This window comes from Ruegeria sp. BG10, assembly GCF_056538575.1.
This window is the reverse complement of record NZ_JBQFTI010000002.1, coordinates 426260-439595: the sequence shown is the minus strand read 5'-3', so window position 1 is coordinate 439595 and position 13336 is coordinate 426260. Positions and strand designations below refer to the sequence as shown.

General features: G+C 60.3%; 14 protein-coding genes. 11 read left to right on the top strand and 3 right to left on the bottom strand.

What is annotated here, in order from left to right:
- The first annotated feature begins 1 nt into the window (after position 1).
- The 3 genes from ACR0D8_RS12935 (at position 2) to ACR0D8_RS12925 (ending at position 1361) form a co-directional block, all read left to right on the top strand.
- Entirely contained in the window at positions 2 to 163 is a 162-nt protein-coding gene (locus tag ACR0D8_RS12935) for a hypothetical protein (RefSeq protein ID WP_480647005.1), read from the top strand.
- 62 nt (positions 164 to 225) lie between these two features.
- On the top strand, positions 226 to 723 hold the full coding sequence (locus ACR0D8_RS12930) for a hypothetical protein (protein WP_480647003.1): 498 nt from the start codon (positions 226 to 228) through the stop codon (positions 721 to 723).
- Positions 724 to 848: 125 nt separating this feature from the next.
- Positions 849 to 1361, top strand: coding sequence for an outer membrane beta-barrel protein (locus tag ACR0D8_RS12925; RefSeq protein ID WP_480647001.1), 513 nt, complete (start codon positions 849 to 851; stop codon positions 1359 to 1361).
- Between the two features lie 82 nt (positions 1362 to 1443).
- Here ACR0D8_RS12925 and ACR0D8_RS12920 read toward each other — a convergent pair whose 3' ends face one another.
- Together ACR0D8_RS12920 and ACR0D8_RS12915 are read right to left on the bottom strand one after the other, a co-directional pair.
- Entirely contained in the window at positions 1444 to 3852 is a 2409-nt protein-coding gene (locus ACR0D8_RS12920; protein WP_480647000.1) for a YbcC family protein, read from the bottom strand.
- 13 nt (positions 3853 to 3865) lie between these two features.
- A complete protein-coding gene (locus ACR0D8_RS12915) occupies positions 3866 to 5416 on the bottom strand; it encodes a proton-conducting transporter transmembrane domain-containing protein (protein WP_480646998.1) in 1551 nt (516 codons plus the stop codon).
- A 113-nt stretch (positions 5417 to 5529) separates the two neighbouring features.
- Between ACR0D8_RS12915 and ACR0D8_RS12910 the strand changes: the two genes are divergently transcribed.
- Both ACR0D8_RS12910 and ACR0D8_RS12905 read left to right on the top strand, forming a co-directional pair.
- Entirely contained in the window at positions 5530 to 6420 is an 891-nt protein-coding gene (locus tag ACR0D8_RS12910) for a LysR family transcriptional regulator (protein ID WP_480646996.1), read from the top strand.
- A gap of 113 nt (positions 6421 to 6533) precedes the next feature.
- Positions 6534 to 7172: a glutathione S-transferase gene (locus ACR0D8_RS12905; protein WP_480646995.1), complete on the top strand. Its 639-nt coding sequence runs from the start codon at positions 6534 to 6536 to the stop codon at positions 7170 to 7172.
- Positions 7173 to 7261: 89 nt separating this feature from the next.
- Here the strand turns inward: ACR0D8_RS12905 and cysK are convergent, their stop codons facing one another.
- On the bottom strand, positions 7262 to 8341 hold the full coding sequence (gene cysK, locus ACR0D8_RS12900; RefSeq protein WP_480646993.1) for a cysteine synthase A: 1080 nt from the start codon (positions 8339 to 8341) through the stop codon (positions 7262 to 7264).
- A gap of 294 nt (positions 8342 to 8635) precedes the next feature.
- On the opposite strand from cysK, the gene ACR0D8_RS12895 reads away from it, so the two are divergent.
- The 6 genes from ACR0D8_RS12895 (at position 8636) to ACR0D8_RS12870 (ending at position 13319) form a co-directional block, all read left to right on the top strand.
- Positions 8636 to 9256 (top strand): glutathione S-transferase family protein, encoded by a 621-nt coding sequence (locus tag ACR0D8_RS12895; protein ID WP_480646991.1) that lies wholly within the window; start codon positions 8636 to 8638, stop codon positions 9254 to 9256.
- Positions 9257 to 9295: 39 nt separating this feature from the next.
- On the top strand, positions 9296 to 9964 hold the full coding sequence (locus tag ACR0D8_RS12890; RefSeq protein WP_480646989.1) for a cupin domain-containing protein: 669 nt from the start codon (positions 9296 to 9298) through the stop codon (positions 9962 to 9964).
- Between the two features lie 218 nt (positions 9965 to 10182).
- The gene (locus ACR0D8_RS12885) at positions 10183 to 10746 is read left to right on the top strand and encodes a TetR/AcrR family transcriptional regulator (protein ID WP_480646987.1); all 564 of its coding nucleotides are present in this window, start codon (positions 10183 to 10185) and stop codon (positions 10744 to 10746) included.
- 72 nt (positions 10747 to 10818) lie between these two features.
- Positions 10819 to 11676 carry an SDR family oxidoreductase gene (locus ACR0D8_RS12880; RefSeq protein WP_480646985.1) on the top strand — a complete coding sequence of 286 codons (858 nt, stop codon included), beginning with the start codon at positions 10819 to 10821 and terminating at the stop codon, positions 11674 to 11676.
- 37 nt (positions 11677 to 11713) lie between these two features.
- The gene (locus tag ACR0D8_RS12875; protein ID WP_480646983.1) at positions 11714 to 12391 is read left to right on the top strand and encodes a DUF1194 domain-containing protein; all 678 of its coding nucleotides are present in this window, start codon (positions 11714 to 11716) and stop codon (positions 12389 to 12391) included.
- A 169-nt stretch (positions 12392 to 12560) separates the two neighbouring features.
- A complete protein-coding gene (locus tag ACR0D8_RS12870) occupies positions 12561 to 13319 on the top strand; it encodes an IclR family transcriptional regulator (RefSeq protein WP_480646981.1) in 759 nt (252 codons plus the stop codon).
- The last annotated feature ends 17 nt before the right edge of the window (positions 13320 to 13336 follow it).

Here is a 13336-nt window from a genome sequence, read left to right as displayed (position 1 = left end):
CATGTATGCGCTTGCTTTTGGACCCGTTTCACCGTCGCAATTGCGGCGCATGTCGCGGCTGAACGGGCTGCGGGACCTGCTGCAGCTTATGCGCGCAGGATCGCTGAAACAGGTCGAAGTTTCGCATGCGGTGACCTCGGTAAAGGTGCAGCGGCGTGCCTGACTGCCATTCTCACTCCATGCCCCATTGACCAAAACACAACTCTCAAAATTTGTGGAAAACCCATGAAACGGAACAGAATACCTACGGTGGCGGCCAATGTCGAAGCCGCCGAAATCAACCCTTTGCACCATCGTGCGGACCAACCGGTCCGGACCTGTTTCCGGCACATGGGCAGGATGGTCGCGGCGCTTGCCTGCGGTGCCGCGCTGAGCGGATGCGCCGCCAACATGGCCGCGACCGGCAGCAACGGGCCAGACCTGAACGTTGTGGGGCAAGAGACCACCCGTCTGAACGTCGAACGCAGCCTGGGTTCACCCGAAAAGCTGCAGCAACAGGCCAACGGAGATTGGGTGGCGGTCTATGAGGTCGAACCCAGGACGAAGCCAAGCCTGGCACGCGCAGCGGGTCACGGAACGCTTGATCTGTTTACCTTCGGGCTTTGGGAAGTTGTTGGTGGCCCTGCGGAAATGGCACATGCGCGAAGGGTGCTGGTTACCGCCAGATATGATCAGGCGGGAAACCTGCTTCAGATGACCAGCAAACCGAAGCCCATCCTCTGATCGGAACCCCGTGAAGTTGGCGGCTCGCAACGGAACCACTGACACCCTCGACCCTTGAACACTACCGCTGGCACGTCACGTACGGCCAGCGCACGGATACCCTTTGTCCACAAACAAGAAAGCGAATGAAAACAATGAAAACGATCACGGTGATCATACTGGCTGCGATGGCGCCGTCTCTGGCCCTTGCAGATGAAAGCTGGACAGGGTTCAACGCAGGGATGCAGCTGTCGTCCATAGATGTCTCTCAACGCGATGACGACAACGGAAACGCGTCGCTGGGCCTTCATGTGGGATATCTTCACGATTTCAGTGGTTACGTGTTTGGTGGCGAGCTGACCTATGACGCGGGTGCCGAGCTTGACGCCAGTAACGAAACCGAGAAGGTGGACACCGTCCGCCTGAAATTCAAAGGCGGCCACGTGATTGGCAGAACCTACCTGTACGGGGTGATCGGTTACGCAAGAATCGACGGCGGCTCGATAGATGAGGGCGGGTATTCCGCAGGTATCGGTGCCACCTTCCGCGCAACGGACAGGATACTGCTGGGGCTGGAATACCTGCGGGACACCTACGACTCATCCGATGATGTCGTAACCGCCGACTCTGTTGCGTTACGGGCGACTTACCGGTTTTGACCCTGATTGCATGATGGTGAGGAAAGGGAACGGAGGACCCGCGCCCTTCCCTTGCGGCGACAGAATGCGCCACGCGCCCCCTTTATTCAGCCGCGATTGCACCGGTTTCGCAGGTTTCTTCAACCATCCTTTCCCATGTGAGGTTGCCCCGATAGCGCCAGGACAGCCTGCCGTCGCCATCCATTGCAATCAGATGCAACCAATTGTTGTCAAACAACGCGCGCACGAAGGGGTGGCGTTTCAGGATGTCGGACATTGCCTGATGCGGCGCTTCGATAATGACCGAAAGACGCAGCGGGTCGTGCTGAAACCCGTCGCCGTCATGAACGGATTGCCAAGGCAGACCGGGGCGCGGGGCTCCGTTGTTGCCTTCCAGCACGCCGATGCCGCCGACGACGTTGTGCAGCAGCTTGTTGCCCCCGCCCCAAAGGTCCGGGGCCACGGTCGATCCGTAATATTGCAGGCTGATCCAGCTGGCGACGACCACCGGAGCCGTCATTATCAGTTCGAGAACGCCGAAGTCTTCATCGCAATGCCAATCGTAGTCGTGCAGGAACGCCTGACCTGACAGGCTGGCCCCGTGCGTCCGATGGCGCGGGGCCGCCACGAAAGCCCGGCACCCTGCAAGACCCCATTCCGGGCGGGTTTCGGCCCAGTTCCGCGCGCGCCGGGCGATGTCCGATGCGGCGTCGGCGCGCGGCAGGCGTCCCGCGCGTTCCGCACGCGCCAACCTCCCCGCGGCATCCAGCCAGGACTTCAGCCGGGCAAGATCCGGCGTGGGCCGATCTTGCGGCAGGTCCTGATCGTATAGGGTGATCCGGTCGGTCGTCGTGTGGTGCATCGCGGGCAGAAAAACCGTGTCTTCCGGGATCGTGATCCCGTGTTCCTGCAACCCTTTCCGCACCTCGCCGTCATTCAGCAAACCGGCCAGCAGACGTGCGTTCACGTCGCCTGCATGGCCGCCACAGGCCCCGCATTGCAACGCACTCTCATGCGGGTTGTTTGTCACATCCGCACCATGCCCGGCGAGCAGCACGACCGGAGCGAAGTTTTTGGTCAGAGACATCGCTGTCAGAATGGACCGGGCCATTCCGATGCGTGTCGCAAGATCGACATCCATATCCAGTTGCGGCGCGGGGTCGGTACCGGTCGTTCCGCCCAACCCCAACGCATCCCGGACAAGTTTGCCGGCATAGACCGGTCCCGTCGCTTCGACAAAGGCAAAGGAGGAAACGGCCGCCTGCTTGAACCGTCCCCATGCGCGCCTGACGCGGGCCGCGTATCGACGGTCAAGATCGGCTATTACCGGTTCAGCTGCCTGCGAGGTCACCCCCGGCTGCAACAGCACCGGACCGCGCAGTTCCACCATGTCCGAGCCTGCGGCCCGATGCGCGCTGGCAAGGCCAAAGAACCCGGCGAAACCGATGGTTTCGATGGTGCTGTCCTGTGTCTCAAGCGCGCGGCGGAAAATCTCGGACCGCACATCGATGCAAAAGGCGGCTTGCAGGGCCGTGCGCCCATTGGCCCCTCGCGGTGCGACCTGCGCCAACTTCTGAGACAATCGGCGCTGTTGCGCGCGTTCAGCGGCCTCTTGCAGTACAGCATCGATCACCAGATCAGGTGATGGCGCAAGGGGGGATTCATGGGTTGCGACCACATCGGCCCAACGCGTCGCGATCTGATCGCGATACAGGTGGAAAAGCGCCTCGTCGAATACCATGCGAATGGCCAAAAGCTCGGTCACCGTATTGTCCTGTTCACCACCCAGCTCGGCCTGCCATTGCAGGTAGCGTGCGTATTGCGCCCATCCTCCCATCGTGATCAGCCAGCGGTGGAATGCCGTTGTCGCACCCCTGGCGGTCAGCCCCAACGCCTCTGACGCGCGTCCCAGCGCCCGCCAATGCGACCGGCTGGTGGCGGCGACAAACGCGCCGAAGCCGGCCAGCCCGTGGATTTCCGGGGTCAGATCGCGCGATGCGAACTCGCGCCAGGACGCAAACGCGCCACCAGCGCGCGCCGGTTGCCACAGGGCCTGACCCTGATCGAAATGGCTGGCGGCCCATTGCCCGATCCGGTCTTCGATCAGCCCCGGCCAGTCGACACCCGACACCTCGGCGGCCAGTTCAGCCACCGTAGGCAAGGCGCGGGGTTGGTCCGCTTCGGCACACACCGCAGCTTGGATCGCGGCAAGGTCCGGAATATTGAACTTTCCCTTCAGCGCTGACAGCGCACCCAGAATGTCGGCGTCGGTGATTTCACCGGCGTCCAGCTGTTGCGCCCAATCGGCCCGCGCCGGCATGATCCGCGCGCCCGCGACCCTTGCAAGGCGCGCGGCCGCAACCGGTAACGGCTCGGCGGTCTGACCGAGGAAGGGGTTGACGGCAACACTTGACGCCAGCGGGAACATCGGCGGGATGGCAAGGGCCGCTTCTCTGGCCACGGTCACCAGTTCCAGAAGAGGCGCGGGGTAGGATTCGAGTTTTGCAAACATCAGATAATTCCTTTCAGGCTTCAGACCGTTTGGACCAACCGCCCAGAAGCCTGTCGAAAACCGCATTGGCATAAAGACCGTTGGACAGGTGAACCCGCAAACCCGCCGCCGCCGGATGCTGCGCCCAAAGCGGGAAGGTCGCCTGCGCCACGGCAACGATGCCAAAGCTGAGCAAGGCAAGGAGGATCAGCGCCCATTCCAGCGCCCCGGGGGCCGGGGTCGCCGGCAGCGTTCCCGCAGTGATCTGTTGCGCGCTGATCTGAAGCACGAAATAGCTGACCGAGGTCACCAATGCGTAGAGCACGGTGCGTTGCGTCAACTGGCGCGGCGCGGCATCGGCAAATCCCTGCGCCAGCAGGTACGCGACGCCAAAGATCAGGATCACCCCAAGCGCGATGGCCTGTACCGACTTTCCGTCAAAACCCAGCACAAGACCAACCAGCGCATAGATCACGATGGCCGTGGCAAAGGCCTTCAGAACATTGCCCGCACTGGGGACGGCAATCGGTCCGGGCCTTCGGATGGCCGCGACCTGTCTGACCGCCTCGCCGGAACTGAGAAAGGCATGCGCCTTGTAGAGCGAATGCGCAACGATGTGCAGCAGTGCCAGCGGGAACAGGGCCAGACCGCATTGCATCACCATGAACGCCATCTGCGCGATGGTGGACCATGCCAGCGAGGTCTTGATCGCAGGCTGTGTCAGCATGACCAGCCCCCCGAACAGTGCCGTGAACCCGCCCAGAATGACCAGAATGGCCATGACGCCCGGTGCCGCCAGCATCACATCGGCAAACCGGATCAGAAGAAATCCCCCGGCATTGATGACACCGGCATGCAGCTGCGCGGATACCGGCGTTGGTGCCTCCATCACTTCGGTCAGCCAGCCATGTACCGGAAACTGCGCCGAGGCCAAGACTGCCGCAAGGGCGAGGCACCCGGCGGCCCCCATCCATTGCCAATCAGGTTCGGCGGCGGCAAGGATGGTGTGGATGTCGGTGGTGCCGGTGGCCGCGATCAGCAACAGGCCCGCGCCGGCCAGCGCTGCTTCGCTCAGGCGTGCCACGACGGCCTTTTTACGTGCCGCCCGCCGTGCCGTCGCGCGATCGGGATAGAACAGCAGCAACCGGTGCAGGGCCAGGCTGGTCGCGATCCAGGCCGCCAGCAGCTGGATCAGATTGCCGGACATCACCAAAAGCAGAACCGAAGCGAGCGTCGCCGCCATCCAGCCGGTGATCATCCCCTGCCTGTCCTCACCATCCATATAGGTCGCCGCGTAACGCAGCACGATCCAGCCAATGAAGCTGACCAGAACCAGCATGACGGCACTGACCGCGTCCAGCCTGACGGAAAGCCCAACCCCCGAGAACCCGATCAGACCCGATGTGCCCGGACCATGAAGAACCATCAGAACAGCAGACGCCGCAGCGACCAAAAAGGCCGCAAGAGCAGCCGCTTCCGTCAACCTCGGAATGCGGCCCGGTCGCTTACCCGGGCGGCGCGCCGCGAGCAGAGCGGCCGCGATCAGGAACAGTGGGCTGAGAAAGGGCAGATAGAGGTAATACATGATAGTGTTTCCTTGGTCATGCGGGCAAACGCCGCTGAACCGTCAGTTAGGACAGAAACAATGCCATTAAAAATTCATTGTTATTCAGTAATCGTTCTAGTAATTGAAACGATATGCCGCTCAACTATCATCACCTGCGCTATTTCTGGGCTGTCGCGCATGACGGAAACCTGACGCGTACAGCGCAGCGTCTGAACCTGTCACAATCGGCATTGTCGGTGCAGATCAAGCAACTGGAAGAACGGCTGGGTCACGCGCTGTTCGAACGCCGCGGCCGACAGTTGTATCTGACCGAGGCGGGGCGCATCACACTTGACCACGCAGATGCGATATTTTCCACCGGTCAGGAGCTTGTTGCCACGTTGAATGAATCGGTGCGGAACCGAAAGGCGCTGCGCGTGGGGGCTCTTGCCACCCTGTCGCGCAACTTTCAGATCGGTTTCCTGCGCCCAATTCTGTCACGCCTGGATGTCGAGGTGATCCTGCGTTCCGGCAGCCCCACCGAACTGCTGGAGGGTCTGGAGACACTGAACCTCGACCTCGCTCTGATGAACCGCCTGCCACCGGATGACAGCCTGACGCCATATGAGACGCATCAGATCGCCGAGCAGGCCGTCAGCATTGTCGGAACACCACGGCGCCTCGACCCCGACCTTTCGGTCAAGGAACTTTTAAGCACGCAACCCTTCGTGCTGCCCACAACCGACAGCAGCGTGCGCACGGCTTTCGACGCGATGGCGAGCCGGCTTTCCGAACGGCCGCAGATTGCGGCCGAAGTGGATGACATGGCGATGATGCGGCTTTTGGCGCGGGAAGATATCGGGCTGGCGCTGGTTGCGCCGATTGTGGTGACTGACGAACTGACCTCCGGCCGGCTGGTCGAGGCGAAGGAACATCCCAAGATCAAGGAAACCTTTTACGCTGTAACCTTGCGGCGGCGCTTTCCCAACCCTTTGGTCCGGGACCTGCTGTCGCTCAGCCAGGATCCGGCGTTCATGACCTGAGCAGGTGCCATGAGGGCCTTGGATATTGCGTTGCGGATATGCTTTGTTGTCCGCGGCAACGACCATACCGCAGCCAATTTCGTTCACTGTCCAAAAACAGGATTGATCCGGACATGAGCCATCACCCGATCCTCTGGAGTTTTCGCCGCTGCCCCTATGCGATGCGGGCGCGCCTGGCCATCCTCAGCGCCGGGGTCAGGGTGGAATTGCGGGAAGTTGTGCTCCGAGACAAACCGCACGCCTTTCTGCAAACCTCTCAGACCGGCACAGTGCCCGCGCTGCGCCTGCCGGATCAAGTTTTGGACGAAAGCCTGGACATCATGATCTGGGCGCTGGAACTGAACGACCCGCAACAGCTTTTGAACATGCCGGACGAAGGCTGGGACCTGATTGCCACCAATGACGGGCCCTTCAAAGAGGCGCTGGATCATACCAAATATGCCACGCGTTACCCGGATCTGGACACCGAATCCGAGCGCGCAAAGGCCGCCGAGCATTTGTTCCGGCTGGACAGTCACCTGCAGGGCAAAACCTGGCTGTTCGGAGAGCGGACGACTTTGGCCGACCTCGCACTGTTGCCGTTTGTGCGCCAGTTTGCCCATATCGACAGAGCGTGGTTCGACGCGCAGGACTGGCCAAACCTGATAGCCTGGCTGGATCGGTTTCTGGACAGCGACGCATTCGGGCGGGTCATGGGCAAATATGCACGCTGGGCGGAAGGCGACTCTCAAATCTGGTTCGGCAACCGCTAAACGCGCAAGGTGCCCTGCCCCGACCCTGAGGTGGCGAGCCCAAACCCAGGGTCTGGATCAAGGCAGACCAGGTAAAGTCAGCTCACCAGTCAGGTGATGTGGTAGCCCGGCGTCGATTGCGAGATGTTGTTCTCTTCGTCCGTCATCTCGACCGCGATACCGTCGAACAGCGGCGTGCTGAGGTATCGTTCGCCGGTGTCAGGCAGCATGCACAACACGGCAGAGCCCGCCTCGGCCTGTTCGGCGACGCCAATCGCAATCGCGAAGGTGGCACCACCGGAAACACCCGTCAAAATCCCCTCCTGACTTGCCAGTTTCCGGGCCCATTCAATCCCGGTCGGACCTGACACAGGGATCAGTTCATCGAAATAATCCTCGTCAATCGCCTCCTGCAAAACCGCGGGGATAAAGTCCGGCGTCCAACCCTGAATCACATGCGGCTCGAACGCCGGGTGGCTGGACAGCGGATCGTCATCCGCGCCCCGGTCGGTGGCAACACCGCTCGCGACGAGCTGTGCGTTGGCGGGTTCAGACAGGATGATGCGAGTATCCGGACGCTTGTTTCGCAGAACGCGGGTGACGCCAGTCACCGTTCCGCCCGTTCCATACCCGGTAACAAAGTAGTCCAGCCGCCGACCGTCGAAGTCACTCAGGATTTCCTGCGCCGTCGTTGAGGCGTGGATTTCCGCATTGGCCGGCGTTTCAAACTGGCGCGCCAGGAACCACCCATGTTGCTCGGCCAGTTCAACGGCCTTGCGATACATCCCAAAACCCTTTTCGGCCTTGGGGGTCAAGATAACCTTGGCCCCCATCATCCGCATCAGCTGACGGCGTTCGGTGGAAAAGCTTTCGGCCATGGTCACCACCAACGGATACCCCTTTTGCGCGCAGACCATTGCCAGCCCGATTCCGGTGTTGCCGCTTGTGGCTTCGACAACGGTCTGACCCGGTTTCAGCGCACCGCTGCGTTCGGCCGCTTCGATGATATTGACGGCCAGACGATCCTTGACCGAACCGGCCGGATTGAACGCCTCAAATTTTACGAAGAGATCGACATCCTTCGGCCCCAGATTATTGACGCGGATCGCAGGTGTGTTTCCGATTGTGTCGAGAACACTGTCAAAGATGCGGCCATTTCCCGATGTGGTTCTGAGTTTCTGGTCGGTCATTGGATTTCCTTACCTTGTCGAACAATCGCAACGGTCACATGTCCGGCGACGCGCCAGCCATACGAGGTCTCATCCGCCATCTTTAACACGCGCCCACGATAAAGTCGTGATCGCCTTTACCGCTGGCATCTGTGCCGAAACCACCTTTGAATTGTTTGCCTGGATCAATCTTAGAAACCCTGCGCCTTTCAAGTTTCCGCAACATCGGAAACCAGATCGGGATTGCTGGTTGCAACTGTGTCTACCTACTAGTAGGTTGTTGCCTGACACATGATTCTTAACGGAGGTTCCTCAATGAAAATCTATGATGTCGAAGGGTTCCCGAATCCTGCTCGCATTCGCATTGCGCTGGCCGAAAAAGGCGCGTCGGATCAGGTTGAATTCGTCCCCGTGGACGTGATGGGCGGCGAACATCGCAGCCCCGAGTTCAAAGCCAAAAACCCCGACGCAGTAGTGCCATGTCTCGAACTGGCCGATGGCTCGCACATTTCCCAATGCAACGCGATAACCGAATATATCGACGCAGTGTTCGACGGCCCGTCCCTGACCGGTGAAACAGCCAGAGCGCGCGCGGAAATCTCGATGATGAACCTGCGCGCCGAAAACGGTCTGCTGAATGCGGTCGGGGCCTATTTCCACCATGCCACCCCTGGTCTGGGTCCGGATCTGGAAACCTTTCAATGTGCGGAATGGGGCCAAAAACAGAAAGAGGTCGCCGGCGAGACAATGGTCTATCTGGACACGGTGCTGGCAGAAAACGAATATCTGGCGGGTAACGATTTCTCGATGGCGGACATCACAGCGTTTGCCGGGCTGATTTTCGCCGATTTCGCCAAGGTTGAAATTCCGCCGAACCTGACGAACCTTCTTGCATGGCAGGAAAAAATGTCCGCCCGTCCATCGATTGCCGCGTGACCAAGCCCGTGCCGCCACCGCCGAAAAGGAAATAAACCCATGGAACTCAACTCGGACTTTTCCGCCCGCGTCGTCGTCCACTCGGACCAATTGGAATGGCAGGCCTCGCCCATGAAGGGCGTGGACCGGCGCATGCTGGACCGAATTGGCGGCGAGGTGGCGCGCGCCACCACCATTGTGCGCTATGCGCCCGGCAGCCAGTTTTCGGCCCACACCCATACAGGCGGTGAGGAATTCATTGTGCTGGACGGCGTTTTTCAGGACGAGCACGGGGATTTCCCGGCGGGCACCTATGTGCGCAATCCACCGACCACACAACATACCCCCGGATCAGAGCCGGGCTGCACAATTTTCGTCAAGCTTTGGCAGTTCGACATGGAGGACCGCACCCAGTTCCGCAAGAACATGGCGGATGAACTTGCCGACCCGGTGAACGGTGTCGCGACCGCGACTCTGCACAAAGACGCGCGCGAGATCGTCAGCTACAGCCACATCGATCCGAAGGCGGCGTTTACATCGGATGCCGTGGGCGGCATCGAACTTCTGGTCATCGACGGGTCGATCACGACCGGGGATGACGATCTGGCCAGAAACGACTGGTTGCGTCTGCCCGAAGGGGAACCGCTGTCCGCCACCGCCGGACCCGAGGGCGCCAAGGTCTGGATGAAAACGGGCCACCTGCCCTTTGCGCAACCGCCGGCGGTCTAGCGGATGTCGGACCGAATTGTATCTGCTATTCAGGACGCGAAAGCGATCGGCAGCCGGAATATGCTCATCAAGTATATGCGCAGCAGCGGATTTGGGACAACCGCCTGATCTTTGCCGGAACCGAGGTTGCGGAACACTTTGGCGGCTTTGTTGAGGGGGCATTGGAGGCGGCGGATTACGCCCTGGCGCTGATCCGGAATGATAAGGGTTGAACGACAATGACGACCGACACCAAAACCGCCCTGCTGGATGTTGCCGAACGCGCGGCGCGGGCACAGGGGTTTGACGGGTTCAGCTATGCTGATCTGGCGCAGGCAGTCGGCATCCGCAAAGCTTCGATTCATTATCATTTTCCTACCAAGGCCGACCTGTCCGCTGCGCTGATGGATCGATATCACGCCGCCCTTGAAAGCGAATGCAACCGTATTGAGGCCGTCTCTGAAACCGGGGCTGAACGTCTGCGGGCCTTGATCGCTGTCTACCGGGACGCCCTCAACAACGGCAAAACGCTGTGCCTGTGCGTGTCACTGATCAGCAGCCGTGAAAGCCTGTCACACATGGTGATCGAAAAGATCAAAGCCTTCCGTGCGATGATGATCGGTCAGATCGAGGCGATATTCGAACAGGGCAAACAGGATCAGTCCATCGCAGGCGTGACGCTCCCTGCGTCCGAGGCACGGGCGGCGCTGGCCTTGCTGGAGGGGGCGCAACTGACGGCACGGGCTGAAGAGGACAGCGAAGTTTTCGACGCGGCGGTGGAGGTTATGAAATCCCGCTGTTGACGCGGTGCCTGAGGGATCGGATCGTTACCGGTGTGCAGTCAACGCGCATCTTTGCAACATGGAGGTATTCTAATGTCCAAAGTCATTCTGATCACCGGCACGTCGACGGGTCTGGGCATTCAGATCGCGGTGCAGGCTGCGCAGGCCGGCCACAGCGTATATGCCACCATGCGCAACCTGTCCAAGCGCGGCGCGCTCGACGCCGCCGCCAGCGAAGCCAACGTGACGCTCAACGTCCTTGATCTGGACGTTCAGGACAGTGACAGCGTGAACGCGGCGGTTGACCGGATCATTTCGGCCGAGGGACGCATCGACACGCTGATCAACAATGCCGGTGCCGGTTTTGTGCGCACGACAGAACAGGCCAGCGAGGCGGACATCGCCTGGGTCATGGATGTGAATTTCATGGGCGTGGCCCGCTGCACCAAGGCGGTGATGCCTCATATGCGCCAGGCGCGCGCCGGGCATGTGATAACAATCTCATCGGTTGGCGGGTTGGTCGGCCAGCCGTTTAATGAGGTCTACTGCGCCGCGAAATTTGCGGTCGAAGGATATACCGAGGCTTTGGCCTGTTATGTGACACCGAATTTCGGCATCAACTTTACCGCTGTCGAGCCGGGCGGGATTCAATCGGATTTTGCCGCCAATGTCATGAAACATGTCGAGGCGACCGGTGGGATGCTGGACGACGAATACCTGCCCATTCTTCAGAAATATGTCGGTGGCGCGCAGAGCCGGATGGGCGGAGGTGATATCTACCAGACCGCCGAACAGGTGGCCGCCGTTGTCATGAGCGTGGTCGATGCCGCCGACCCGCCCATTCGCCTGCGCACGTCCAATTGGGCCGAGGATTTCACGAAGTTGAAAACCCAACTGGACCCTGATGGCAAAAAACAGCAGGCCGCGGTCATCGAGCAGTTTCTCAGCTGACCGGTCTTACCCTGAACACGGCCTGCAGGAGTTTCGAATGCGCTTCCTTGCCCTGGTCCTGCTATCCGGCCTGACAGCGTTCGCCGCAGCAGCGCAGACCGAGGTTGAACTGGAGCTTGTTCTGCTGGCGGACGCCTCCTCCAGCATCAAGGGCGATGAGTTCGAATTGCAGATCAACGGGTATTCAAACGCGTTCCGGGACCCCGAAGTCATTGAGGCCGTCCGGAACCTTGGCGGAAACGGCATCGCGGTCACTTTCATTCAGTGGAGCGCACAGTTTCAGCAATTCGACATCGTTCCATGGCGCCGCGTTCACGACACGTCCAGCGCACAGGAATTCGCGTCGGCAATAGAATCGCAGGCCCGGCAGGTCGTCAGCTTTGGAACTGCAACCGGCAGCGCCCTTATCTACGGGTTTCAAAGCATGGGTGCCAATGGCTTTTCCGGAAAACGTCGGGTGATCGACGTCACCTCGGATGAGCGTTCAAATTCCGGCCCGCATCCCCGCTCTGTCCGCAGGGACCTTGTGGCCGCCGGTGTGACGATCAACGGGCTGGCTATACTCGATGACGCTCAGGATCTGGAAACCTATTTTCGAGAGTCCGTGATCGGTGGGCCGGGTAACTTCGTGCTGGTCGTCGATTCTTACGCAGACTTTGCCTGGGCCATTCGGCTCAAGCTGGAACGCGAGATTTCCGGCACGCCCCTGTTTTGACAACCTTTTTCGCGCGCGGTTCCGCGACTTGACCGATTCGCGGCCAACCCACCAACAAATCTCCAGAGCACGCGCTTTGTCGCCCATGCGAAGAATAACACTTGATCTTTGCACATACATTCTCATCCTATGAGATATCGTCTCATAAATATGACGGATTCTCGTCACGATGCACCTTGAGCGCCTGATAACCATTCTCGAAGTCATCGCCGTCGTCGGGCGGCCGGTAACTGCGGGCGAGGTTCAGGCGGCCAGCGGTCTTCCGAAACCCACCTGCTACCGGCTGGTGCAGACATTGCTGGATCAGGGGCTGGTCGAAGACCCGAATGGCGATGGGCGATATGTGATCGGCGACCGGTTGATCCGCATAGCGCTGCTCGGAAAGTCCGATGTTGATGTCAGGCGAGTCTCGGCGCCCTTGCTGAAGGCCGCGGCCACCACGTTCAACGAGACTGTGTTTCTGGCACGCTTCCGGGAAAGCAGGATCGAGATCATCCATGTCGAAACACCCGAGGATCCGGGTCGCGCATTCATCCATCCCGGTATCGGCGAACGCCCGATGCACGCCTGCTCTTGCTCAAAGGCGATTGCCGCCTTTGCCGAACCCAGCTTCCGGGATACGATTTTGAACGGTACGCTCAGGGCGTTTACGGAGCACACGAAAACCACGCGTGAGGAGCTGGAGGCCGAGTTCAGCCGGATACAGGCCCAGGGATATGCCGATTGCGATCAGGAGATCGACATCGGCATCTCAAGCGTTGCCGCGCCTGTCGCAGTTGGCAGGATCGGAGTGACATTCAGCGTCGGGGCCGTCGGCCCGGTGCGGCGTTTTGGAACCGAATACAGAAAGGAAATCGGCACCCAGCTGAAGGAACTGGCGACCAAGGTCAGCGGGGCCATACAACTTTGCAACGTCGGGAACGTGTAGGAGAGACATCTTTGCGA